Source organism: Rhodothermales bacterium, assembly GCA_017643395.1.
Taxonomy (GTDB): domain Bacteria; phylum Bacteroidota; class Rhodothermia; order Rhodothermales; family UBA10348; genus JABDJZ01.
Genome location: JAEPNP010000001.1, coordinates 750,696 through 775,726, shown reverse-complemented (window position 1 = coordinate 775,726; position 25,031 = coordinate 750,696). Strand labels below are relative to the sequence as shown.

The following is a 25,031-nucleotide window of genomic DNA, read 5'->3' as shown; positions in this document are numbered from 1 at the left end:
CGGCTGGCCTGGGCGCCTTCTCGAGCTCGGTGCCTGCTCGGCGCGGGCACGATGTGTAATCGCGACCCCTGATTCCACCTGACCGCCACATGCGGTGAGACCGAAGTCGAATACGGCCCTCGATTCCACTCGCGGCCTGGCCGCAGCCGGCGCGAGGTGGAAACCCGCCTCCGAATTCCATGTGCAGCGCGCGCTGAGGGCCCGCGAGGGCACGATTTGGCTGGCACCGCCCGCCGCCGGCCGCGCCAGCGCCACGCGCGGTCGGCCCCGCGCCCGCCACCCGCCAGCCGCCCCCGGCCGGCGCACCGTCACGACCGCACGCGCGCCAACACCTTTTCAGAAGTCAGCTCCCTTAGGGCATCGCGTGCAATCCAGCGCGCCGGCGGCGTGTCCAGGGCGAGGATCTCATCGCACAGATTCAGCGCCTCCGGGTGAAGGCCCGGTCGCCGCTTTCCGATCTCGCGAATGGCCCAGCTGACGGCCTTCTTGACGTAGTTGCGGGGGTCGGAAGCGCCACGAAGGAGCTCCGGAAAGAACTCAAGGAAGCGCTGGTCAGGCACCTTCTTGTTCTTGAATGACATGACCGCCGGCAGCACGAACCCGGCGCGCTTGACGAATTCGTGCTCCCGGCGGCACCAGTCCTGGGCGAGATCCCAGGCAAAGGGCACACGATGCAGCAGCCGCATGCAAAGCTGATCGCACACGTCCCAGGATTCCAGGTCGTGCGCCCAACGCTCGGCCTGGTCGCGGGTGACCTGAGCTGGATCCGCCACGAGCACCGCCAGGATGCGGGCCTCGTGTATGCCCGAGTCCCACAGTGCGAGCGCCAGGGTGTGTTGCTTGCGATGCTCCTTGGCAAGGGCGTGCAGCACCGGCATCGAGATGCCCAGCACACGGCCCCCCTGAATGCCGAAGCGCGCCATGCCGGCCACGTTCTTCTCGTCAGAAAGGGACTCGAGGTGGCTGATGATCTCCTGCGCACTCACAGGGCATCGACCTCGGATGGCGGCACGCCTCGCCAGGCGGCGATCTTCGCGACAATCATCTGCCGCACCTGTTCTCGGAGGTCGGCGGCGTCGGATGTCGAGAGCCCATCGACCGGGACAGGCTCGAAAACATGCAGTCGAATGTCACGTGCCGAGCCGAACCGCCAGTTGTCGCGGGGGAGGGCGTCGATCGTGCCGTCCATGGCAACCGGGAGCACAGGCACTCCGGACCGAATGGCGAGGGCAAAAGCGCCGTCATTGAACGTGCCCACACGTCCGTCCGGGGAGCGGGTCCCCTCTGGCATGATCATGATCGAAACGTTCTCCTTGAGTCGCTTCGAGGCCTGGATCATGACGGCGGCCCGACTCCGACGATTGTCACGTTCCACGGGTATGTCGAGCGAAAGCCGCATCATCCAGCCGATCACCGGCACGCGAAACACCTCCGCCTTGCCGACCCACTTCATGTCCCATGGCAGTCGGGAGAAGACGGGGATATCGGCCAACGACTGGTGGTTGCCAACCACCACAAACGGATGGCGGGGGTTCGGCGGCCGGTAGCCACTGACCTGCACGCTCCACATGGGATTGGCTCGAGTCATGGCTGCCCCCAGCCGACGGAACCAGCGACCGGTGCGATACCGCGCCGGATCGCGGTCCAGAAGGTGCACGACGAACATGATCGGCACCCAGATCACAATGAGTGCCGCAATGGAGAACCAGGCCCAAATGGAAACGAGGGTCTGCATGCTCAATGATACCCCGAGGGACCGTTACTTTGGGTGAGAATGCCGCGATGGTCGGCGCTATCGACCCGACCGAACCCGACAACAGATGATGCTTTCGCTACTGGCCCTGCTGGCCCTGCTGGCCCTGAGTCCGACCTCTGATCAGCCCGACCCCGTCCGGGTCGCCGTCGTGGGCCTTACACACACGCACGTGCACTGGATACTCGGCCGCGAGGACCGGGGCGACATCGAGATCGTCGGGATCTGGGAGCCGAATGAAGATCTGGCCGGCCGCTACATCGAGCAGCATGGCCTCTCACCCGATCTCTACTACGGGGACCTGGACACCATGCTCGACGAAACCGAGCCGGAAGCGGTCACGGTGTTCACCTCCATCTACGAACACCTGGAGGTGGTCGAGCAGGTGGCCCCGCGAGGCATTCACATCATGGTGGAGAAGCCTCTGGCCGTGTCGATGGACCACGCCCTGCGCATGGCCGAGCTTGCGAAGACCCACGGGGTGCACCTACTCACCAACTATGAGACCACGTGGTACCCGAGCGTGCATCGTACCCGGGCGATGGTGGAAGCCGGCGAGCTGGGCCCGATGCGGAAGATGGTCATTCGCGATGGGCACCGCGGCCCAAAGGAGATCGGCGTCAACGAGGAATTTCTGGAATGGCTCACGGATCCGGTACTCAACGGCGGCGGTGCGATCACCGATTTCGGGTGCTATGGAGCGAACATCGCGACCTGGTTGATGGAAGGACAGCGTCCCCAGACGGTATTCGCGGTGACCCAGACCCACAAACCGGACATCTACCCGCATGTGGATGATGAGGCGACCATCGTACTGACCTATCCGGGAGCCCAGGCCATTATTCAGGCGTCCTGGAACTGGCCGGTTTCCCGCAAGGACATGGCCGTCTACGGTCGCGACGCCTACGTCTACGCGGATGACGGCAGTCGCATGCGAACCCGCGCCGGAGACGACGAGCCCGAGCACACCTTCAGCGCGGATCCGGCCGACGCCCCGGTCGACGATCCGTTCGCTTACCTCGCTCTGGTCGTGCGCGGTGAGCTGGACCCCGCGCAGGACCTCAACTCCCTGCCGATCAATCTCATCGTCATGGAGATTCTGGACGCGGCCAGGGAGTCCGCGCGGACTGGATCCGCCATTCGCCTGGCCGACTGATCCCTGGCCGGCCCCGCTTGCGTGTCTGAAGTCAGGTACCACTTCTTGAGACACGAATGGCAGGACGTCCCGCGCTCGAACGCCGGCCCCATCGCACGCACGATGGGTGCCACCTGGAGACCGCACACTTTCACGCCCGCGGCGACGAGCGCGGCATCATCCTCGTGCCGCCCCTGATAGGCGGCTCGTATGTCATGTTCGGTCGGCAGTTCGGGCTGTTGGTGCGATGCGGTTTTCGGGTGGTTTCCTTCAACTACCGCGGCCATCCACCCTCCCGCGGACTCTTCGATTTGAGGCGGGCCTACTCCGACACGCTGGACGTGCTGCGCACGCTGCGAAACGCCCACCCCGGCAAGCCCCTGCACGTCATTGGCATGTGCTCAGGGTCCCTGCCGCTGTTCCATGCGCTCGATCACGCACCGGAGCTGGTGGATCGGGTGGTGTTCGTCAACGCCATCCATCACATCCAGCAAACAGCCACACCCCTCGAGGCAGCCCGCCTCTATGTGCGTGCGCGAGGTGTTCGGCCTCCGGCCGGTATGGGCGATGCGGTCTCGGCTGTCCTGGACGCCATCTTCCCTGAGATCGAGAAGGATGCCACGCGATTCGGGCTACTGCCGTATGAGAACGTGCGCACCTGGAGTGTGGCGCGGGACTATCTCGGCGTGCTGGCTCCCCGAGTCCGGGACATGCACAAGCCGGCCCTGTGTTGCTACGGCCGAGGGGACGCGATGCTGGGGCTGGCTGAAGAGCCCACGCTGAGCTCCTATAAGGCCGCCTTCAGGGCATCCTTTCCCGGCATCGTGTTCGCCGGGTTTGACGCAGACCACTTCATGGATGGACACAGAGAGGCGGTGTCCGAACAGATCCTGGCATTCCTGGATCAATGAAAAAGCCCCCACCCGCCGAGACGGGTGGGGGCTTCTCAAACGGTCGATGCCGGATGACCTAGAAGGTCACACGCGTGCCGATGTTGAAGGAACGCGGCAGTCCGAGGAAGACCTCGGCATCGTCGGCGTCGTGATCGCCATCCCAGGAGTTGAAGCGCGAGTTGTCCAGCGCGTCCTGGATGTAGATCTCGTCCAGCAGGTTGAAGACGTGGGCGAACAGCTGAATGTCAACCGGCAGGTTGGTCTTCGGCAGGTCGTAGTTCACGTGCAGGTCTACCAGCTGGTAGTTTGGAGCCTCCCAGCTCTGGCGGCGATCGGTCGCGCTGGTCCGGGAGAAGGGATCGAAGTCGGAGAAGTGGTTGGCGTAGTGCTTGACCGTGGCCTGCACATCCAGACCGTTGGTCGGGAAGAGGGTTACACCAAACGCCATCTGCGTCTGCGGGGCATCTCCTACACGGAGATCATCGATGAAGAAGTTGAACACCTGTACCGCGTCCACGCGGGCATCCGGACGGTAGGAGCCGGACACATCGTTGGTGTAGCGCCAGTCGCCGAACGAGGCACCGACGTCAAGACGGGCTTTGGTAAACGGCTGGTAGGCGGCTTCTACCTCGATACCCTGGTGCAAGGCGTCCAGGCCGCGCAGGTTGATGAGTCCTTCCGAACCGTCGCTCAGCTGCACGCCGCGGGTGAACGTGCGGTCTTCCCAGCGGGTGCTGTAGATGTTCAGCTTGGCGCTCAGGATCGGGTCAGGATTCCAGTATGCACCGACCTCAATCGAGTAGAACTTCTCGTTCTCCGGGTCCTGGTTGGTGATACCGGCGCGGTCGTCGATCACGCCGTCGAAGATCGGCACCTTGGAGACGTAGCCGAGGTTGGCGTAGAGATCGACCTCGTCGGAGATCGCTGCAAGGCCGCCACCCTTGAGCTGCACGCCCATGATGTTGTCGCTCTCGGAAGTTAGCGGGGAGCCGTCGCCGCCATCCACGAAGAAGTTCGTGTAGCCATACTTGATGGTGGAGAGACCGGCCATGCCGTAGGCGGAGACGCCGTCGGCCTTGTACTCGCCCTGGGCGAAGGCACCGAACCAGTCCACCGTGTTGGTGAAGTCGTAGTCGATCTTGTCACCGGCTGCACGAACCTCGTCGTCACCGTTCCAGAAGTCGGAAGAGCCGCATCGGTTGGATCCGTTGCAGCGGAAGTAGTCGCCGCCCAGCAGGTCGCGCACTTCGCGGTAGTGCTCGATCTCAGCCGTGCGCCAGTCCAGGCCGAACTCCACCGAAAGAGGTTCGCTGACTTCGTACTTGAACTTGGAGATCGCGCCGACCGTCCACTGGTTGTTGCGGCTGTTACGCAGGATGGTGCGAGAACCGTCGGCGTTGCCCTGGTTGCGGGCAATCACGGCATCCCAGTCGATGGTGTACGGAGCGTTGTTGAACCAGGGGGACTGGCCGCCAAAACCTTCACGCACCACGCTGGAGCCAAGCGTTCCCGTTCCGCCGCCGTAGCCGCCGGAGTAGTAGGCCACCGTGGACAGCAGGGAGCGGTCGCTCAGCTGGTAGTACCAGTTGAGGTTGACCTGCGGCTTGTGGTAGAAGTTCTCGCGCTCCCACAGGATGCCGTTGTCGTACCGGGAGACCATGTTGTCCCCGACTGCGGCTTCGGCATCGTAGTTGGAAACCGGTGCCCAGTTCTGGTTGAAGAACCGACCGGCCTCATTGTACTTGCTGAAGGCGGCCGGGTCGTAGGTGTCCAGGCTTTCTGCGAACTCACGGTCGTAGGATCCGATGTTCTGACGGTACAGGTTCTGACCGTGGCGCTGCGGGGCACCGAAGGCGAACAGGTCCAGACGGTTGCGCGAGTTGATGTTGTAGGTGGCAGCGCCGTAGTAGGCCCACGAGTCGGTGAACGTACCGTCGATGAAGCCGTCCCCGAACTTGCGCACACCGGCCACGGTGACACCGTACTTGCCGTTGACCAGGCCGGATGAGGCCATCGCGGTGGTCTTGAAGAAACCGCCGCGGCCGACTTCCTGCTTGATCATGCCACCCTGCCGGTTCAGGGCGGGGTCGGTGACGATGTTCAGGGTGCCGCCGATGGACGGAGTCGCCAGGTTTACGGCGCTCAGGCCGCGCTGCAGCTGGATGGACGAGGCGGCATCGCCGACGCCGTCCCAGTTGGACCAGTAGACCCAACCGTTCTCCATGTCGTTGACCGGCACCCCGTTGATCATCACGGCCACGTTGCGCTGGTTGAATCCACGCACGTTGATGCGGGCATCTCCGGCGCCGCCGCCCTGGGCAGTAGCGTACACGGACGGGGCAGTGTCGAGCACCAGCGGAATGTCACGGGATCCGAGTTCCTGCTGGATCTGGACCTTGTCCACTGTGGTGGCAGCGACCGGGGTTTCGCGGTCGATGGCGCGGGAGGCAAACACCTCGAGCGCTTCGAGAGCGGCGCTCTCGAAGACCAGCTGGAAGTTGACGGTGGTATTGCCGCCGCGGATCACGATCACACGTGTTTCCGACTCGTAGCCCACGAAGGACGCGACGAGATTGTAGGAGCCGTTGGCCACGCCATCGATGGCGTAGGTGCCGTCCGCATTGGTTGCGGCACCGAGCGTGGTGCCCTGGATGAGGACGTTGGCGCCCGGCAGCGGATCGCCGGTTTCAAAGTCGGTCACCACACCGGTGACGCGTGACTGACCGAGCACGATGCCGGTCGTAAATAGGGCGAGCATGCTGAATGCCGCGATCGCCCGGGAGTACCTCTTCATCATCAGGAGATTGGAGGGTTAATGTTGTGGGGATAGGGTATTCCTACCGAAGCCGAGAGTCTACTCCTGTGGATAACTCGGGTGGTGAAGGTGGGCCAAAGATTCGTTTACGAATCGGTTATCAGCGACGGGCGGCTCGGGGGCCTGCTCAGCCGATGGGCTCCGTTCTCGGGCCAGCACCTAGCTTCCTGGACGGTATTCCTTCGGTACCACATCGGCCAGGCGCTCGAACGCCATGTAGCCGTAGTAAACCACCCCGTACGGATTGATCACGCTGCCGTCCATGTCTACAAGTACGGAATCCCTGGAGAGCGTCAGCCACGAGCGCTGGTGCTCGTCCAGAGTCGGCTCGGGCAGCCCCTGCCAGGCGCGATAGGCCCGCGTTTCCGTGTCGCGGGTGTAGACCACTTCTACGTAGTCGTCGAAGGCCAGGTAGCGCTCACGAGCCGAGGGCCCGGATCTGGTCAGGCCGGCGGGCTCGAGGGCGAATTGTGGCGTCCTGAAGGGTGCAGCCCGGTTCACCTCATACGGGGTAGACTGCCCGGGCGGCCTGGGGGTCTCGGAGGTGTACATGAAAAAGCCGGCCTCACGGGTTGTGCCAGCGAACAATGCTCTCAGGAAGTGCCGTGATGATCCCAGGTACGCCGCCTTGCGCGCCTCCACCCATCGCACGGCCTCACCGTCATCATCCGTCTCCAGGGGTGAGAAGAGCGCTTCCCCCTCCTGCCGGGTCTGTCTGCCTTTGTGGTCAAACACGCGCAGGAAATAGAGAATGTGGTAGCCCAGCGCCCGGTTCTCAATCTGCAGCGGCGCGGACGCGGTGGCCTGCAGGCGACCGTCCCGGTCCCGGAACGTGAGCACTTCCGGGTTCAGGATGCGAATGTGCTCGGCCTGCTCTTCGTGGCCAAGAAATGCGCGCTCGAACCGCCGGAGCTGCGCATCCCAGGCTGGGTCGCGCTCCCCGGTCACCACGATCTCCTGCAACGGGACGACGCGCGCCTCGAGAACAAAATCGAGCTCGAACCGGATGGGGCGTCGGACCACGACATCGTGCGCCTGGGAGAGATAGCCTACCGATGAGACCACGATGCGGTTGGCCCCCAACGGCACGCCCTGCAGGAGGAATCTGCCTTCGGGGCCGGTGACTGCCCCGGCCTGAGATCCGGACACAAACACGTGCACATCCGCTACGCCTTCGCCGGAGGCCATATCGGTGACCCTGCCCTCTATGCGTGCCTGACCCACCACCGGCCCGGCAAGAAGTAGCATGAGTATGGGAATCAAACCCCGCACGCTGGTACGACGAGGTCGCGAGACGCGCGTTCCGAAGGCGGCCTAGCGCATCGCTGCCCCGAACCGCCGCCGGATGACTGCCGAACGGTAGCCGAACACGCGTCGCAGTTCATCTGCCACGTAGACATGATTGGCGATGCGCCCGAGAGGTCCCAGGGGAGGCGCGTACAACACCCGGTCCGTCATGACGGTCTCGTTTCCGTCCGCCTCGAATCGGTGTTCGTGCCACCAGCACGCGTACGGACCTTGCTCCTGGGAGTCGACGAACACAGCGTTCTCTTCCCACTGATCGATGCGCGTGGTCCAGGAAATGGGTACGGGTCCAACCTTTAGACGATATTTGATCTCAGCACCGGCCTCCATGCGCTCCGGTGGCTGCGTAATGCGGAACTGCATCTGGGGCGGAGTGAGGAGCCCCAGGTTTTCGGCCCGCGAGAAGAACGAGAAGACCTCGGAGAGTGGTTTGGCAATGCGCACCCTGGTGCCGAGTTCGAAGGCCGGCTTGTTGGCGTCCAGGTAGCTGGACTCGGGAAGCTCCGCGCCGCTGCGCACCCCATTAACCTCGACAAAGTCGTTGTTGAGAATGTCGGCCAGCGCCTCGCGCAGGGTGGGATACCGGAACTCGAATCCAAGGGCCGCCGCCCGTTGCGGGATGGCTCGCTGGCTATCGACGAGGACCGATGCCGCCTGGCCGAAAATCACTTTCAGGGCCACGGTCGGCACCGGAAGGAAAGCCGGCCGGTTGAGCACCCTGCCCAACTCGGACGCGAGTTCGCGGAAGGTGACCGGTGTCGGGCCGGAGCCATTGATGGGGCCGCTCCAAGATTCGACCTGAAGTGCGCTGACGATCATCTCCAGCAAATCGTCCAGGTGGATCCACGGCACATACTGCGTGCCCGGACCCACCGGCCCCCCAACCCCGAACTGAAACGGAGGCAGCATGGGCTCGAGCGCCCCGCCCGCTCGGCCGAGCACGACGCCGGTCCTCAGCACCACCACCCGGGCGCCGTGATCCTCCGCCTTGAGGGCTTCCGCTTCCCATGCCTTGCAGAGTTCGGCAAGAAAACCGTCTCCGGGATCGGCCGATTCGCTGAGCTCGACGTCGCCACGGTTTCCATAGAAACCCACCGCGCTTCCGGAGACAAGCGTGCGCGGGGGGGTAGCACAGCGGCCCATGGCCTCGACCAGGCTGCGGGTGAGGTCTACCCGGCTGGACCACAGGCGCTTCTTCTTGTCCTCATCCCACCGGCTTCCAAGAATCGGTTCGCCGGCCAGGTTGACAACCGCGTCGGCTCTCTCGAGGGCGGCGTGGAGAGCCTCGGCGCTGGCATCTGCATCGACATAGACGGCCTCCTGGCCCAGCAGAGACCGCGCGCGCTCCGGATTTCGGGTCATGGCTGTGACATCATGTCCATCGCGACGCAGTCGGAGGACCAGAGCTCGGCCTATAAACCCGGTGGCGCCGGTAACAAAAATATTCATCGTGGTCGCTTTGGTCGATTTGAAAACGTATAATCGTCCTAAACGTTCAAATCGTCAAGCCCGTGGAAGAGTATATCACCACAACCGAGGCCGCATTGCTGGCGGGCGTCGGCGTGAGCAGCATCAAGCGCTGGTCAGATCAGGACCTGATTCAGGTTGTGCGCACGCCTGGTGGGCACCGCCGCGTGAACAGAGCTGATCTGTTGCGCTTTCTGGACGAGTCCTCTTCGTCGCCCGTTTCGACCGCTTTGGCGCGGGAATCGAGCCTTCCGTCGAAGCCGCGGGACCTGCGCTCGGCACTCTCCATATCCCGAATAGGCCTCATAAAGAAGTTGGCGGGGCCGGAAATTCACCTAGCCCCCGAGAACCCGGACGACCCTAAGAGTGCAGGAGTCTTCTGGGCCAACGCCATGAGAGATTCGGATGTTTTTGAGCTGCAGGCCCTTCTGCTGCATGCCAGAAGCAGGCGCGGCTCGTGGCACGCGACGGCGGACGAAGCTGCTCACGGGCTCAGTGAGGTGGGAGAGCGATGGATGCGCGGCGAGATGAGCGTGATGGATGAGCACATTGCCTCCGAGCGCCTGGCTCGTGCGCTCTCCGCCATAATGGAGACGATGCCGGGTGCGGAAGAGGAGCCGGTCTGCATGTTGGCCTGCGTCACCGGCGACATGCATACCCTGGGGCTATCCTTCCTGCAACTGTGCGTGCGCGAGCGGGGATGGAGACCGTTATGGGTCGGTGCATCGACGCCGCTTGAGGAGCTTTATGCCGTTGCCGCCGCCGGTGAGGTGGCCATGATCGCAATCAGCGCCTCCGAAGCGTCCAGCGACACGGTCGAACTGGCCGAATTTGCCCAGATGCTGGGTGCCGCGTGTGCTGCCTCCGGTACATCCCTCGCGTTTGGTGGAAGCGGCGCCTGGCCTGACCCACCGCTATTCGGCATGCGCTTCTACGCGTTCGGCCCGTTTTCGGCATACCTACAAAGCCAGTCATGAGAGAGCGACACGAGGTCATTGTCATAGGCGCGGGTTTCGCGGGGCTGGCCGCGGCCACGCGGCTGGCGACACTTGGTCGCTCCGTGCTGGTGGTCGAGCAGCTCGATTCCGCTGGAGGACGGGCCCGCAAGTTCGAGGATGGAGGATTTACCTTCGACATGGGTCCGAGCTGGTACTGGATGCCGGATGTGTTCGAGGAGTATTTCCGCATGGCCGCTTCGGACGTCAACCAGCACCTGGACCTGGTCCGGCTCGACCCGTCCTACCGAACCTGGTTTGCAGATGCACCCGTAGATATTCCTGCTGGTGCGGACGCGGTGGCTGAACTGTTTGATGAACTTGAGCCGGGGGCGGGACCCCGATTCCAGGAGTTCCTGGCAGAGGCGGAGCACAAGTATCGTATCGGAATGGACCGCTTCGTGCGCCAGCCGGGCACCAGCCCGCTGGAACTCATGGATCCCACAGTGCTGCCGGACGTGCTCAAACTGACCATGTTCTCCTCACTGGCCAAGCATGTGCGCGGGTACTTCCAAGACCCCCGCATCCGGCAGATTCTCGAGTTCCCCGTGCTCTTTCTCGGTGCCCGCGCAGAGAACACGCCCGCGTTGTACAGCATGATGAACTATGCCGACACCGCGTTGGGAACATGGTATCCCATGGGCGGCATGCATCGAATCGCGGAATCCATGGTAAGCGTCGCTTCCAATCTCGGGGTGGAGTTCCGGTTTGGGTCTGCCGTGGACTCGGTGATTTCCGAAGACGGTGTGGCCTCGGGAGTGCGTGTCGACGGCGACGTTTACAGCGCGGCGGCCGTGATCGCTGCTGCCGACTATCATCATGTGGAGCAGCATCTGCTGGAGGAGAAGTACCGGCGCTACGACGAGGACTACTGGGACAAGCGCACCATGTCGCCCGGGTCCATGATTTACTACCTGGGCATCAATCGCAGACTTCCCGGACTGCGCCATCACAATCTGTTCTTCGACGCGCCGTTTGACCCTCACGCCCACACCATCTACGACGAGCCGGGGTGGCCCGAAGACCCTCTCTTTTATGTCTGCGCGCCGTCTGTCACCGATGATTCCGTAGCGCCGGACGGTTGTGAGAATCTGTTTATCCTGGTGCCGCTTGCGGCCGGCCTCGACCATGACGAGCAGGCGAGAGAGCGGCTCTTCGGCCAGGTAATGGATCGACTGGAGAACCACCTGGGGCTCCCGGTGCGAGAGCACATGGTCGTACGACACGACTATGCCCATCGCGAATTTGAGCGAGACTACAACGCCTACAAGGGGAATGCGTATGGACTGGCGAACACCCTGTGGCAGACCGCATTCCTTAAGCCGAAAATGAAAAGCAAGCTGCCGGGCCTGTTCTTCGCGGGCCAGCTGACTACTCCTGGTCCCGGCATGCCGCCCACCCTCATAAGTGGCCAGATGGCGGCGGAATTGACCGACGCCTGGCTGATCAAGCATGTCCCCGTCACCGCCTGACATAGCAAGACCAGAGCGCCTGGCCCTGTTCGGGGAAGTGTCGGTGGCGTGCAGTCGTCTGACGACGCGCTCCTACTCGACCTCGTTTTCACTGAGTATCCGGGCGCTGGGCGCCGATATTCGGGACGGCATCTACTCCATCTATGGATTCGTGCGCCTGGCCGATGAGGTCGTCGACTCATTTCATGGCTACGACCAGCGTACGCTGTTTGCGCGACTGAAAGAGGAGACCTTTCTGGCTCTCGACCAGCGCATCAGCACCAATCCCATTCTCCAGGCATTCCAGCAGGCGTATCACCAGTACGGAATCGACCGCTCGCATGTAGAGCAGTTTCTCAGGAGCATGGAATGGGACCTGGACCGGAACGCGTACGACCGCGATGGCTACGACGAGTACATCGTGGGCTCGGCGGAGGTGGTCGGTCTCATGTGCCTGAAGGTGTTTCTGCGAGGGGATCAGGCCGAATATGACCGCCTGGAGCCCTCGGCGGTGCGCCTGGGCGCGGCCTTCCAGAAGGTCAACTTCCTGCGAGACCTCAAGGAGGACTACGAAAACCTCGGGCGCACCTACTTTCCGAATGTCGACCTGGACCGGTTTGACGATGCCGTCAAGGCAGAGATCGAGCAGGAGATCGCCGAGGATCTCGATGCCGCCCTGGAAGGCATCGTGCAGCTGCCCCGAGACGCCCGGTTCGGCGTCTACCTCGCCTACACCTACTACCGTCAGCTATTGCGACGAATCAGCCGGGTGCCATCCGGAAAGGTGATGCAGACCCGGGTGCGCGTGCCTGACCTGCAGAAGATGATGCTCCTCGCGTCAGCCTACACGCGCAACCGGTTGAACCTGGTGTGACCTTGCGCAGGCTATGCTGGAAAATGGCACTCATTGGTGCGCTGCTCATGCCCGGTGAAGCGGGCGCACAGGCACCCGACTCAGCCGAGGTCAGCGTCTGGAGGGAGGCTCTCCGGAATGCCGACACCGAGCAAGGCAGTGAGGCATATCTGGACGTGGTGGATCGAGACTCCGATCACCCGCTGGCGGTGGCCTTCCGAGCCTCCGCAGAGCTGATCTCGGTCGGCTACAAGGGCAACCCGTTCAGCAAACTCAGGCGATTCCGGGCCTGGAGCAAGGAGCTGGACCGGCAGGTGGAGGCCGATTCGCTGAATCCGGAAATCCGATTTCTCCGCATGACGGTCAAGGACCAGGCGCCCCGAATACTTGCCTACCGCTCCGGCGTTGTGTCGGACTGTGTGGCCGTTCGTCGCGGCCTGGAGCAGGGATACTGGCGTTCCGATCCCGTACACCGCAGATTTGTGCAGTCCGTACTGGAAGCCACCCAATCGTGTCCCTGATGCAGGAGAATGTTGTACTCGTCGATCCGGAAGACCGGCCGCTCGGCGAAATGGAAAAGATGGAAGCCCATCGCCGAGGTGTGCTGCACAGGGCGTTTTCGGTGTTCGTTTTCAACCGAAATGGCGAGTTGCTGCTGCAGCGCCGCGCTCTGGACAAATATCACAGCAGGGGGTTGTGGTCAAACACCTGCTGTTCCCACCCGCGCCCCGGGGAGACGGTTGAGGAAGCGGCCGTGCGGCGTCTGCGGGAAGAAATGGGCATGCGCTGCGAGCTCGAAAAGAGCTTCACGTTCGTTTACCGAAGCACGCTCGACCGGGGGTTGATTGAGCACGAGTATGACCACGTGCTCGTCGGATGGTGCGACACGCAGCCGAAAATCAACCCGCATGAGGTGGCCGAATGGCGGTATGCGTCACCGGCCGTGATTCGTCAGGAGTTGATCGAAAACGCGGGAGACTACACGTCCTGGTTTCGTATCTGCTTCGAACGCGCGGCGCATTCCGCGCACAACTGGCCCACTTCCTGACCCCTGCATGGAATTCCTGCTGAATGCCGGCATCGTGCTGCTGACTTTCGTCCTGATGGAAGGGGTAGCCTGGAGTGCACACAAGTACGTGATGCACGGCTTCATGTGGTGGTTTCATCATGATCACCACAACCACCAGCCCGGGTTTTTTGAGAAGAACGATGCGTTCTTCCTGATTTTCGCCGTTCCGAGTGCGTGGTTCTTCGCAACAGGCACGCTCAACAGCGACTTCCGATTCTTTATCGGACTGGGCATACTGCTTTACGGTATTTGCTACGTCCTGGTGCACGACATCTTTATCCACCAGCGCGTGAAGTGGTTCAGGCGTACGGACAACGCCTATTTCACGGCCATCCGCAAGGCGCACCTGGTCCACCACAAACATCTGGGTCCGGAGGACGGCGAGTGCTTCGGTATGCTGCTGGCTCCACCCAAGTACTACCGGGAAGCGAAGGCTGTTGTCGACGCACGCAAGCGCGCCCGGATTCAGGCGAACGCCTGACCTCATGTCCTGGCTGTACCTCGCGCTGAACGCGGCGGTTATCTCCATCCCGCTGGCTTTCTCCTGGCACGGAGAACTGCGCTTTGTGGACCGCTGGAGAGCGTTCTTCCCGGCCTGTCTCCTGGTGCTGCTCTTCTTCATTGCCTGGGACATTCCGTTCGCAGCGTGGGGCGTGTGGGGGTTCGATGACCGTTACCTGCTCGGCCCGCGCATCGCCGGCCTGCCTCTGGAGGAGTGGCTGTTCTTCCTCTGCATTCCGTACGCCTGCGTCTTCACCTATCACTGCCTGGCACGCCTGTCCGTGCAGTGGGTGGGCGATGGGCTCGCGCGAGGCCTGACGGCTGGCGTCGGATTCCTGGCCCTGGTTCTGGCGATTATCTACTGGGGCCGCCTGTACACCACGACAACCTGCGTCCTGGTCGCCCTCTTTGCAGGCTGGATGGTGTGGAAGCGTCCACCCTGGATTCCGGGTTTCTGGACCGCCTACCTCGTGTTGCTCGTGCCCTTCGTAGGAACCAACGGGGTGCTGACCGGGGTGCGTTTCTGGCAGTATCCCCTGATCAATACACAGCCACAGGCGGTGGTGGATCATGTGGTCTGGTACGACAACGCGCAGAACCTGGCTGTTCGGTTCCTGAGCATACCATTGGACGACTTCCTGTATGCCTTCCTGCTGATTGGGCTGAACGTCGCCCTTCTGGAATACTTCTCCAGTCGGGACCGCAGGGAATCAGTCGGGCGGGCGGAGCCGACCGCATAAGCGAAATCCCGCGGTGCAGGGACCCGGGTGTTCGTTTGTTCGCGACGTCCAACTCGCTTCCTGAATGCGCACCCTCCCCCTGATCCTGTTGTTGCTGGTCGCGACCGCGACGGTGCATGCCCAGAGCACGGGCACCTGTCAGAGGAGTATCGGCGAGGCCTATCTGGACGTCGGCAACGTGCGGGCGCGCATTCTCAACAACGGCGGCCTGTTCTGGCGGGGCTCACCCCACGTCTACAACGTGCCGAAGGGTGGTCCTGCCAACGCGATCTTTGCGAGTGGCATCTGGATCGGAGGTCAGGTGGGCAGGCAACTCCGCATGGCAGGTTCGACCTACGGCCCGCACGAATTCTGGGCCGGCCCATTGGACGATGCGGGCAAACCCCCGGCGGACTGCAGCTTCTATGACCGGGTGTACGAAGTAGCGCGGGAGGATGTAGCGACTTACGAGAACAGCGGGATCGCATCGCCGGACCTGGCGGACTGGCCGACCGGACTCGGAGCGCCGACCGTAGACAGGTGGGGCGAACCGGTCGACCTGTTGCATCTACCCCTCGCCGAGCGGGTGGAGCGCAGGATCGACCTCCGCGCCGGCGAGCGTCCGGACATTTCCGGCGATCAGATGGCCTGGTGGATCATGAATGACCGGGGCAATGTGCACACCCGCACGAATGCACTCCCGCTGGGGGTGGAGATCCATGCATCCGCGTTTGTGTTCTCCAGCGGCGATGTGCTCGGAAACACCACGTTCCACACGTACCGCGTGTTCATGAAAGGGGATGCTCTCCTCGAGGACGCCTACATCTCCGTCTTCACGGACCCCGATCTGGGTAACTTCGATGACGACTATGTGGGCTCTGATTCCGTGCTTGGCCTCATGTACGTGTACAACTCGGACAACCACGACGAAGGGTCGGCAGGCTACGGCGACGCGCCGCCGGCGACCGGCTACCAGTTTCTGGAGGTCCCCAATCCGCAAACCCAGGTAGTACGCTCCGGGGAGGAGAGCCCGGAAGAGCAACGGCCGCGCCTCATGAGCTCCATGATGTACTACAGCGGTGGCGGCGGCGTCATGGGAGACCCCGGAGACGCCCGGGACATGTACAACTTCATGCAGGCCCGGTGGAAGGACGGCCAGCGCCTCACCGTAGGGGGGAATGGGCGTGACTTTTCAAACGAGCCCACCAACTTCTTCTTCCCGGCCATGCCTCCGGAGTACTGGTCCGAGTTCGATTCGGACAACAAGGGCACGGCCAGGGCCCCGGCCGATCGCCGCATGCTGGCCACGACGACGGTCTTCGACCTCGCGCCGGGAGAGGAAGTGCGGTTCGCCTTTGCGATCATCACCTCCTTTGGTGCCGACAACATCGACTCGGTGCGCAAGCTCAAGGAAGACGCGCGAATCATCCAGCACTTCTACGATGTCGGCTTTGAAACCGCCGAACCTCCCGATGCGCCGCGCCTGACTGTGACCGAGCGCAACGGCGAAGCACTGCTGCAGTGGAACTACAGGCAGCAGGACAACAACTATCTGGACTCCTATCAGATGCCGAATGAGGCCCTGTCCCCCCGGGCGCCCGACCGCCACTATCGGTTGGAAGGCTATCGGGTACTGCGCTTCGACGGGCCGGCCGATGTGAGGGGACAGGAGGTCGCCACCTTCGATGTCAAGAATGGCGTGACCAGGGTAGTCGAGGGTGAGGAGTTGACCTACCTCGCTGCAAACGGCTCCGACTCGGGACTCCGCCACCACTATCTGCTGCAGGGGCTGACGAACTACCGAAGCTACTGGTATGGGGTGCAGGCATACGCCTACAACCCGTACTCAAGTCCGCGCGTGCTGAACGGGCCAATCACGCGCGTCGAAATCGTACCCAGCCGCAGCGTTTCCGCGATCACTCCCCTTGGCGAGCAGTATCTCCAGGAGTCGGGCAGCAACATGGCCCGTGGCATTGGATCGCTGCTCGCCATCGAGTCCAACGAGAACGTGGGCTCCAGCGTGGTCAGCGCGAACGTGGTGAACGACGTGCAACTCACCGGCGACATCTACGATATCTCGTTCGTGCAAATCCCCGGACTGGATTCGACCGATGCGGACCGGCTTTCCCTGACGGTGACACGACAGGACGGAACTCTGGCATTCGACGGCTCAACATCTCCACTTCCCGGGCCGCCCAGAGGGGTCGATGTGCTCCGGTTTGACGGGCTGTCCCTGAACGTGACCAGTACCGTCGCGCCCGCGGCGGTGAGCCACATTGAGGTCGTTTCCAACAACGCCGGGCGGCTGGCGGAGCCTGTTACTGCGGCGCCGGCCTGGCTCGGCTACCCGACTCCGGCTGCGCAGGCGGGACGACAGCAGTCGACGACCGATGCCACCTGGATGGTCGTCACCGGCCAGTCGCGGCTCTGCCCTGATCTGGATTGCTCACCGTGGGAGGTCTTCCTGGATCGCACCGTTCGCGAGCAGGGAGGCTGGGACCGGATTGCCCCGTGGGAATGGGAGATTCGTTTCACGGAGCGCGACGCATATGCGTGGGACCCCTGGACCACAGGCGGTCTGATCAGAGTGCCGTTTGAACTGTGGCGCACCGGAATTCGCAGCACGGGTGATCCCAGCGACGACGTCCGTATGATCCCCGTGGTCAACGATATCGACGGCAACGGCGTTTTCAACATCCTGCTGTCTGATCATCCGGCCTCCCCGGATCCGGATGATCCGTTTACGGACTGGTTCTACTGGCACCTGCCTTTGGACGAGAGCCCGGGAGAATCCGGGTATGCAACCTGGCTGCAAACTGCCAGACAGGATGGATCCGCCGCGTTTGGACCCGTCACGTGGGGACGGATGTCGCTGATGAACTGGAACGGAGCCATGGGAAGACCCGCCGCGGACGGCGTGCTGAATGCATGGATGCCGGAGCCCGGAACCACCATTCGGTTGTCCACCACCGCCAGCGTGCAGCCCGGCGACAGATTCGTACTCAATACGTCTGCGCTCGTCAGGCCGGAGGGTGTACAGGAGGAGGACTACCTCATCGGGGTGACGCCCAACCCCTACAAGGGTGCCTCCGCCTACGAGACGAGCCAGCTGACGGACGAGGTGCGCTTTACCAACATGCCCATCTGGGCCAAGATTCGCATCTACACGCTTTCCGGCACCCTGGTACGCACGCTGCAGAAGAACTCTCCGGACCGGCACCTGCCCTGGGATCTGCGCACATCGGAGAACCTTCCCATCGCCTCCGGCATGTACCTTGTTCACATCGACACCGAGCGGGGAGAGCAGGTCCTGAAGCTGGGCGTGGTGAAGAAACAGCCCACGCTCAACGTATTCTGAGACCGGACCCTGCTCGGCATCACCCATCCCGAGCATCGCATGTCCGTCTTTCCAGAGGTTTCCGCCCATCCGGCCGCTGCCTTTCTTCAGCAGAGTCGTGCGCAACTGCGGGACGAGTACGTGCCGAAGATCCTTGCCTGCCTTGATCGCCTGCAGGACAAGGATGTCTGGTGGCGACCCAACCCGGCCTCGAACAGCATCGGCAACCTGGTGCTGCACCTCTGCGGAAATGCTCGCCAGTGGATCATCGCCTCCATCGCGGGCGAGCATGACATCCGGGTACGCAGCGCAGAATTCTCCGCTGATGGAGAGTTCGATGCGGCAACGCTGGCAAGACTTCTGGAGACCACCATGAAGGACATCGACGCTGCGCTCGCCAACCTGGAGGAATCGCGGCTCTCCGAAACGCGCACGGTGCAGGGGTTCTCCATGACCGTGCTGCAGGCGGTGTACCACGTGGTCGAGCACTTCTCCGGCCACACGGGGCAGATCACCTACATCACCAAGCTCCGAATCGAAGAAGACCTCGGTTTCTACGAGGCTGCCGCCGACGGCTCGGTGACCACGCGCTGGTAGTGCAGGTAGTCAAGTACTTCCATGAGGAGCCGGCGTCCCTCGAGATTCTGGCCACGGACCTGTCTGCCGAGGCCCGACAGCCCGACATGCGGCAGTCTCTCGAGCAGTTTCTGCGAGGTCCACGCTATTATCGAGGCTACCTGGCGGGCACAGACCTCGAAGCCGACCGAACGGGAGCCACGACGGTGGCGTCCGCCTGGATACCCAGTCTGGTCACGCTTCTGGCCTCGGATCATGTCTACCGGGAGCGGGCAGGGTCCCTGGACCAGGTTGATACGGGCCATGCGCTCGCGGCAGGTCTCCAGGGCGATGTGCTGACTGCCGGCCTCCGACCTCATGAGCCACTGTCCCCCGGTCCGGTCCGTGAACGCCTGCCGTCGCTCCGCCCGCGGCTGGACGGGGGCGGCATCGTGCTCATCGCCGAACCAGCCCATGATGGCGTAGACTGGGCGCTGTTCTCGCCTGCCCCGCAGGCAGACCGGCTGCGCACTCTGTTTTCAACCGCAGCCTCCGGCCCCGCGCGATTCGTGATTCCCCACGTTGAAGCCCGTGGCGAGCACAAGTTCTACTTCGAGCGGTACGACCTGGAGCTGTACGCCCACTACCGCACCTAGCGCATGGTGAGGCGTGCCAGGCCACGCAGGGTCTGGTGGGCCATGTCGCCGTCGCGACGGAATGAGTTGGTGCTGGCGATGACCACATCCTGCGGCGTGAACGATACCACGGTGAGGAAGCCGCGGTCCGAATCGCCCATGAAAACGCCTTGTTGCGGAAGCATGTCTCGAGACCGGGCGGTCAGGAGCGCGTCTGACCGCACAAAACGGTGCCACCGGTACAGGTCGCCCGGGGTAGACACCATGCCACCTCCGCCCATGACGAGCCACGAGGCCCTGCCCCATTCAAGGGGGATGTTCGGGTCAGACGCAGGCTGACCATAGCCCACCGCCTGGTCGGACACCGAGAATCTGCTGTCCGGGCCATACCACGTGGTCCGCGTCATCCCGGCGGGCCCGAAGAAGTGTGCCATCAGAAACTCCTCGAAGGACTCGCCGGAGGCGACTTCAACGATCGCTGCCAGCAGGGTCCAGGCGGAATGGCTATGAGCCTCACCTGCACCCGGCGCAAAGAGCAGCGGGCGAGCCAGAATGCGCCGTACGGCCTCCTCCCTGTCGATATAGGTCAGGTCGGCGTCGTCGTCCTCCGGGAGATGATGATAATTCGGCAGACCTGACGCGCCGGTCATGAGATGTCGCAGGGTCATGCTCTCCTTGTCCTGGGGCACGTCATCCAGATACTCGGTGATCGCATGATCCGGATCGATGCGATTCTGCTGGGCCAGGAGCAGCAGCGCGCCACGTGTGAAGTCGATGGGCATCGACCCGATATCAAACTGGTGCTCCGGCGTCAGGCTGCTCGGCGGGTCACTGCTGGCGCGGCCAAAGCCTCGCTGCAATACGACCTCGCCGTCCCTTGCGATCAGGACGGAACCGTTGAAACCTTCGCGAGCCCGCTCTTCCAGCGCCTGCTCCACCGTCTCCCAGTCGAAGGACGGAGCCGCGGGCTCCTCGCCTTCGGTCTCACTGACCGCGTCGAATTCCAGTCGTGTCACCTTGTACGGCGCACCTTCCTGGACCCAGAGCCGGAAATCGCCGCCTACTCCTGGCCCGCGCAGTTTCAGAAGGCCCACGCCCCCTTCCTGTCCTACCATGATGCCGCCGGCGCGTGAGCCGATGATGCGAGCATGCTCGAGCGCCTCCAGCATGTCCGCGTCCACCGCATTCGGGTCAACGTGCTCGCTGATGAAACCGTCGGCGCTTCCAGTCTCCCACACCCCTTCCAGGCCACGCAGACGGACACCGATGGCCTCTGAGGCTGATGTGGGCTCCTGCGCCACATCCGCGCGTCCTCCCCCCGAGACGTCGAGCCCGAGACCGGTAATCAGATTCGGGCTCTCAAACGGGATGGCCACCATGACCCGGGCCGTACGCCCGGCCCCCCGAAACATCAGTCGCAGGCCGCTCTCGGTGCGGTCCACGCCCAGGTCGTTGGCACCGGAAACAGCACTGCGCATCTCTCGCAACTCGGCCTCGATGCCCTCATTGCCGCGTTCGGCCACGTAGTCGGGGTGCACATGCTGGACGACGAAGAGGGGGATGGCCTCATCGTGCGAGCTGTTGAGGGTCTCTACCAGCGCGTCGATCAGAGCGCGGATCTCGGGTGAGGGGCCTTGCTGGGCGGTGCTCGGCGCGGCCAGCATCGTGGCTGCCAGTAGCGGCAGACAGTAACGCAATCGCATGTGGGGAGTGGGGTCTTGAGACTCCCCCTTAACGTACGCCTGTCGGAATTAGTGCACGGCGCCGTGCGGTAGCAGGACCGAGACCTATCGCGTTGGCGGCGCGGCCTGTACCCGCAGCGTACCGTCGGGCAGTGTGGTGACGATCGCATCATCGGACGTCTGCACCAGGCCCTGCTTTGAGCCACCGCCCAGCACGAGTTCAAGCCGACCGTTCCGGCCGGACACACGGACCGTCACCGCTTCAACCACAGGAGTAGGCGGATTCTGGGCATTGGGGTCGACGTTTTCGACCGCGCGGAATACGAATTCGGTGATACCCGGGCCGCGAGCCACGTCGGCGTAGGTCATGCCCCCGATGAACTGTGTGTCGGGCAGCTGGATGCTCGTACTTCCCACGGCCTTGACGGCCGTGCCTTCCACCGAATTGTTGATGCTGGTACCCTGGACAAGGGGGTTGCCGTTCTGGTCCGTGACAGTGACACGATAGGTGGTGCCCAACGCCACCGTGGTCGGGGAGATGGTCACCACAGGGATACCCGAGAAGACCACTGGGGTCTGGCCTATGACCGCGACGTTGTTGACATCGGCAGTCGTGGCGGTAATCACGGCCACTCCGTCCTGGGGGAGCGGATTTGCGGCCTGCAGCTCGACGCTTCCTCGGCCCTGATCGTCCGTCGTCACAGATCCGCTGATGACACCATGCGTGCTTGTGAAGTAGACCGAGGTTCCGGCGCGCACTGGGTTGGCATACTGGTCGCCCACGATGATGGAGATGCTGTTGGAGATGCCGAAGATGTTCAGGCCCTCAAAATTGAATTCCTTTGGCCCCACACTGAAGTGGGCCTGGTCGGGCAGGCCCCCGTGGATACTTACGGCAACCGGCTGTGAGCGCACCACCTTGCCCGCCACGTTGGTTTCCGCGATGACCTGGGCGACGCCGGCCCGCGTGCCAGAAGACAAGGTCACGGTAGCTACGCCGTTGTTGTCCGTTTCTGCGGAAGCCGGGGCGATGGACTCGCCGCCGCCGGGCCGCACGCCGAAGCTGAAATCGACCAACGTTGACTTGTCGAGTACCACCGGCCGGCCGATCGAGTCGACCACCTGGAACGTGAGCGAAGCCACTTCCTCCGAACCGCCCTCGCGCACACCGATAACGTTTGCAGACTGCCGCAGCAGCAGCAGGCTGTGGGCGCGTCCCGACTCGGGCTCCTTGGCCACCACCTGGTTCAACCGGAGCGTGGGGACTTCGATCACGCGGCCGGCCAATGCCAGCACGGTCACCTTCGCGGTATCGAAGCCGTCCGAGCCTGCGACCACCTGAAGGTCCATGGTGCTGTCGACGTCTACGGTCAGCTCGTACGAACCGTCCAGGCCGACCTCAAACAGCAGGTCGAAGGGCAGGACGCGGACAAATGCTCCGTCGATGGGATTATTTGTCTCCAGATTCAGGACCGAACCGGCGAGAGTGACGGTACCGCCGGTATCCTCATCGGGCGCGAAAGCGTCACATCCGGCGTAAAAAAGGGCGATTGCCGACAAGGCAACCACAGAAAGCGTGCGAGTCATGGCAGTGACAGCAGGGTGGTATGCCCTGCAGATGTCCAAGACCGTGCCAGCCGTCGGACTCAGGCCAGCTGTCCCCAGACCCACATCAGTGTGCGCACACCGAGCCCGGCACAGACCAGCACAATCACCCCGCCCAGGCCGAGGTACCAGCCCGGAAGCCTGGTGGCCCGCTGACGCACCGCAACAAACACCACCAGGCCCGCGATCAGGGGTAGCAGCACCCCATTGGCCGCCTGTGCCGCGATGATCAGCTGCAACGGGCTCACGCCCGTCAGAGCGAAGAACACGCCCGTGGCAAGAACGGACGCCCAGATGATTCGGAACCGCGGGCCGTCCGCGTCCCAGGCGAACAACTCGGAGATGCCAGCTGCGGCCGCAAGGGGAGCGGTAACCGCGGAGGTGAGTCCGGCGGCCAGCAGACCCGCCGCAAACAGGTAGCGCGAGGCCGCGCCGGCGGCAGGCTCAAGCAGCACGGCAAACTCACCGATGCTGGCCGGCATCCCGCCTTCGGAGACCGCAGCGCCCGTGGCCAGAATGCACAGCGATACGAGTCCCCCCAGCGGAATGAACAGCGCCATGCCGCGCAGTTCGCCCCTCCACGCCCGCTCTGTTTCGTCGGCTGCCCAGTAGCGTCGCGACGCCGATGCGTGGAGAAACAGGTTGTAGGTGACCACGGTGGTGCCCATGAGCGCGATCACCGTCACAATGGAGCCGTCAGGCACGGTGGGCACCGCCAGCCCTCGCACAAAGGCACCCCAGTCTATGTCCGCCAGCATAGCAGACGTCAGAAAGACAACGCTCATCACGGCAACCAGACCCGCAAGTATGGTCGTTACGGCCTTGAGGTTGAAGAGCAGCAACACCAGCGCTGCGACCGCGCAGAGCACGACCGCTACGGACGACGGCAGTCCGAGCGCCGCTTCGAATCCGGCGGCCGCACCCAGCAGATTTCCGGTTTCGAATGCAGCGCAGCCCACCCAGAGTCCCAGAACCACCAGCACATTGACGGCGCCCCGGGCGATCGGTCGGGTGGCCAGGTCGCGTAGCGCATCGCCCAGGCCCTTGCCGGCCAGAATGCCGGAAGCGGCTGTAAAGGACTGCAGCACAAACACAGCCAGCGAAGCAAACACGAGTACCCAGCCGAGCGCATAGTCAAAGCGCACCCCGGCCGAGGCGCAGGTGAGCACGGTGCCGGGGCCTACAAATGCGGCTACGACGAGCGAGGAGGTGCCAAGACGGGTCTTCATGGATCGAAAATCGTGAAGTTTCCTTGATGAAAGAAACAGCCCGGCCTGTAAAGGCATGAAAGGACGCTGCCCCAATTCTCAGGGCGCCAAATCAAGACGAACCATGTCGATCAAGACCGTAGATATTGACCAGCTTGCCGCGACCACCGGCAACATGTACGAGACCGTGGCCATCCTGGCCAAGCGTGCACGTCAGGTGGCCATGCACACCAAGGCCGAGCTGGATGAGAAACTGGCCTACTTCGAAGGCTTCGACCAGGAGCTTGAAGACCCGCGCTTCCAGGAAGAGCAGGCCCGCATTTCTCTGGAGTACGAGGTTCGCACCGAGCCCACCAACCAGGCCATCGACCAGTTCCTGAACAACGAGCTGTACTATCGCGAGGCCACCTCGATCGAAGACGAGTTTTAGGGTTCGCAGACTCTGATTTTAGAGGGCGGCCGCGCTGAGTGGCCGCCCTTTTCTTTTGCTCCCGTTCCGGCACTGCCATGGGCAAGAACAAGAAGATCATTCTCGGCGGCAGCCTGCTGGCCGCAGTACTGGCGATACTCATCCCCATGGAAGACGGGTCGCTGAATACGGAGCTATCCGGGATGCTGCTCGGAGGGGTGGCGTTTTTGGCCATTGCGCTCTTCCTGTTCATTCCGGACGAGGGCTGATTCGCCACGCGCCACGCGGCGGCGGCCGGGGCGACCTGCGGGGTGCGGCGCGGTCGGAGCGGTGCGCGGTCGGAGCGGTCGCTGCGCGGTCGGGGCGAAGTGCGGCGCGGTCCCGTCGAGTGCCCCCACGCGCCGGCTCAAGCCACAGCGCTCAGGAGCGATTTGCCTGATACGTGGAATCAAGCCCCCCTTTTCCACCTGGGCCGGCCAAAAACCGCCCAGACATGGAATCAGGGCCGATTCTCCACCTTGGCTCCCCAAAAAAACGCCAGAACGTGGAATCAGGACCGGCCATTCCACGTGGCCCCGGAAGACCGGCCCGGACATGACCGGCCTGACCCACATATGTGACAGCATTTTTTGACGGCAACCGGC

General features: G+C 63.2%; 22 protein-coding genes. 14 read left to right on the top strand and 8 right to left on the bottom strand.

The window, feature by feature from the left end:
* Positions 1 to 308: 308 nt before the first annotated feature.
* Both JJ896_03035 and JJ896_03030 read right to left on the bottom strand, forming a co-directional pair.
* Entirely contained in the window at positions 309 to 986 is a 678-nt protein-coding gene (locus tag JJ896_03035; protein ID MBO6778607.1) for a DNA alkylation repair protein, read from the bottom strand.
* Positions 983 to 1,735, bottom strand: a complete 753-nt coding sequence (locus JJ896_03030; GenBank protein ID MBO6778606.1) for a 1-acyl-sn-glycerol-3-phosphate acyltransferase — start codon at positions 1,733 to 1,735, stop codon at positions 983 to 985. Before JJ896_03030 ends, JJ896_03035 begins: the two co-directional genes overlap by 4 nt.
* An 85-nt stretch (positions 1,736 to 1,820) precedes the next feature.
* On the opposite strand from JJ896_03030, the gene JJ896_03025 reads away from it, so the two are divergent.
* Both JJ896_03025 and JJ896_03020 read left to right on the top strand, forming a co-directional pair.
* Positions 1,821 to 2,909, top strand: a complete 1,089-nt coding sequence (locus JJ896_03025) for a Gfo/Idh/MocA family oxidoreductase (protein ID MBO6778605.1) — start codon at positions 1,821 to 1,823, stop codon at positions 2,907 to 2,909.
* A 56-nt stretch (positions 2,910 to 2,965) separates the two neighbouring features.
* Complete coding sequence (locus JJ896_03020; protein ID MBO6778604.1) at positions 2,966 to 3,799, top strand: alpha/beta fold hydrolase; 834 nt, start codon at positions 2,966 to 2,968, stop codon at positions 3,797 to 3,799.
* Positions 3,800 to 3,857: 58 nt separating this feature from the next.
* Here the strand turns inward: JJ896_03020 and JJ896_03015 are convergent, their stop codons facing one another.
* The 3 genes from JJ896_03015 to JJ896_03005 all read right to left on the bottom strand — a co-directional run bounded on the left by JJ896_03015 (position 3,858) and on the right by JJ896_03005 (position 9,350).
* Complete coding sequence (locus JJ896_03015; protein ID MBO6778603.1) at positions 3,858 to 6,575, bottom strand: TonB-dependent receptor; 2,718 nt, start codon at positions 6,573 to 6,575, stop codon at positions 3,858 to 3,860.
* A 180-nt stretch (positions 6,576 to 6,755) separates the two neighbouring features.
* Entirely contained in the window at positions 6,756 to 7,844 is a 1,089-nt protein-coding gene (locus tag JJ896_03010; protein ID MBO6778602.1) for a carboxypeptidase-like regulatory domain-containing protein, read from the bottom strand.
* Between the two features lie 66 nt (positions 7,845 to 7,910).
* Positions 7,911 to 9,350 carry a TIGR01777 family oxidoreductase gene (locus tag JJ896_03005; GenBank protein ID MBO6778601.1) on the bottom strand — a complete coding sequence of 480 codons (1,440 nt, stop codon included), beginning with the start codon at positions 9,348 to 9,350 and terminating at the stop codon, positions 7,911 to 7,913.
* A gap of 62 nt (positions 9,351 to 9,412) precedes the next feature.
* On the opposite strand from JJ896_03005, the gene JJ896_03000 reads away from it, so the two are divergent.
* From JJ896_03000 to JJ896_02955, 10 genes are all read left to right on the top strand, one after another.
* Positions 9,413 to 10,345 (top strand): helix-turn-helix domain-containing protein, encoded by a 933-nt coding sequence (locus JJ896_03000; GenBank protein ID MBO6778600.1) that lies wholly within the window; start codon positions 9,413 to 9,415, stop codon positions 10,343 to 10,345.
* Positions 10,342 to 11,835, top strand: a complete 1,494-nt coding sequence (crtI, locus tag JJ896_02995) for a phytoene desaturase (protein ID MBO6778599.1) — start codon at positions 10,342 to 10,344, stop codon at positions 11,833 to 11,835. Before JJ896_03000 ends, crtI begins: the two co-directional genes overlap by 4 nt.
* Positions 11,816 to 12,688, top strand: a complete 873-nt coding sequence (locus JJ896_02990; GenBank protein ID MBO6778598.1) for a phytoene/squalene synthase family protein — start codon at positions 11,816 to 11,818, stop codon at positions 12,686 to 12,688. The genes crtI and JJ896_02990 overlap by 20 nt, the downstream gene beginning before the upstream one ends.
* Before the next feature lie 23 nt (positions 12,689 to 12,711).
* Positions 12,712 to 13,188: a hypothetical protein gene (locus tag JJ896_02985; GenBank protein MBO6778597.1), complete on the top strand. Its 477-nt coding sequence runs from the start codon at positions 12,712 to 12,714 to the stop codon at positions 13,186 to 13,188.
* Positions 13,188 to 13,715 carry an isopentenyl-diphosphate Delta-isomerase gene (idi, locus tag JJ896_02980; GenBank protein ID MBO6778596.1) on the top strand — a complete coding sequence of 176 codons (528 nt, stop codon included), beginning with the start codon at positions 13,188 to 13,190 and terminating at the stop codon, positions 13,713 to 13,715. Before JJ896_02985 ends, idi begins: the two co-directional genes overlap by 1 nt.
* A gap of 7 nt (positions 13,716 to 13,722) precedes the next feature.
* The gene (locus JJ896_02975; GenBank protein ID MBO6778595.1) at positions 13,723 to 14,217 is read left to right on the top strand and encodes a sterol desaturase family protein; all 495 of its coding nucleotides are present in this window, start codon (positions 13,723 to 13,725) and stop codon (positions 14,215 to 14,217) included.
* Positions 14,218 to 14,221: 4 nt separating this feature from the next.
* Complete coding sequence (locus tag JJ896_02970; protein MBO6778594.1) at positions 14,222 to 14,977, top strand: lycopene cyclase domain-containing protein; 756 nt, start codon at positions 14,222 to 14,224, stop codon at positions 14,975 to 14,977.
* Positions 14,978 to 15,041: 64 nt separating this feature from the next.
* Complete coding sequence (locus JJ896_02965; protein ID MBO6778593.1) at positions 15,042 to 18,314, top strand: T9SS type A sorting domain-containing protein; 3,273 nt, start codon at positions 15,042 to 15,044, stop codon at positions 18,312 to 18,314.
* A gap of 39 nt (positions 18,315 to 18,353) precedes the next feature.
* Positions 18,354 to 18,890, top strand: a complete 537-nt coding sequence (locus JJ896_02960; protein ID MBO6778592.1) for a DUF1572 family protein — start codon at positions 18,354 to 18,356, stop codon at positions 18,888 to 18,890.
* Positions 18,890 to 19,504 carry a hypothetical protein gene (locus JJ896_02955; protein MBO6778591.1) on the top strand — a complete coding sequence of 205 codons (615 nt, stop codon included), beginning with the start codon at positions 18,890 to 18,892 and terminating at the stop codon, positions 19,502 to 19,504. The genes JJ896_02960 and JJ896_02955 overlap by 1 nt, the downstream gene beginning before the upstream one ends.
* On the opposite strand, the gene JJ896_02950 is transcribed toward JJ896_02955, so the two are convergent.
* The 3 genes from JJ896_02950 to JJ896_02940 all read right to left on the bottom strand — a co-directional run bounded on the left by JJ896_02950 (position 19,501) and on the right by JJ896_02940 (position 23,999).
* Positions 19,501 to 21,186, bottom strand: a complete 1,686-nt coding sequence (locus JJ896_02950; GenBank protein ID MBO6778590.1) for a beta-lactamase family protein — start codon at positions 21,184 to 21,186, stop codon at positions 19,501 to 19,503. The two genes, JJ896_02955 and JJ896_02950, sit on opposite strands and share 4 nt — an antisense overlap.
* A gap of 84 nt (positions 21,187 to 21,270) precedes the next feature.
* On the bottom strand, positions 21,271 to 22,752 hold the full coding sequence (locus JJ896_02945; GenBank protein MBO6778589.1) for a hypothetical protein: 1,482 nt from the start codon (positions 22,750 to 22,752) through the stop codon (positions 21,271 to 21,273).
* Positions 22,753 to 22,811: 59 nt separating this feature from the next.
* Positions 22,812 to 23,999 carry a divalent metal cation transporter gene (locus tag JJ896_02940; GenBank protein ID MBO6778588.1) on the bottom strand — a complete coding sequence of 396 codons (1,188 nt, stop codon included), beginning with the start codon at positions 23,997 to 23,999 and terminating at the stop codon, positions 22,812 to 22,814.
* Between the two features lie 103 nt (positions 24,000 to 24,102).
* Here JJ896_02940 and JJ896_02935 point away from each other — a divergent pair, with 103 nt between their 5' ends.
* On the top strand, positions 24,103 to 24,408 hold the full coding sequence (locus JJ896_02935; protein MBO6778587.1) for a DNA-directed RNA polymerase subunit omega: 306 nt from the start codon (positions 24,103 to 24,105) through the stop codon (positions 24,406 to 24,408).
* A 77-nt stretch (positions 24,409 to 24,485) separates the two neighbouring features.
* Positions 24,486 to 24,656 (top strand): hypothetical protein, encoded by a 171-nt coding sequence (locus JJ896_02930; GenBank protein ID MBO6778586.1) that lies wholly within the window; start codon positions 24,486 to 24,488, stop codon positions 24,654 to 24,656.
* Positions 24,657 to 25,031 lie beyond the last annotated feature (375 nt).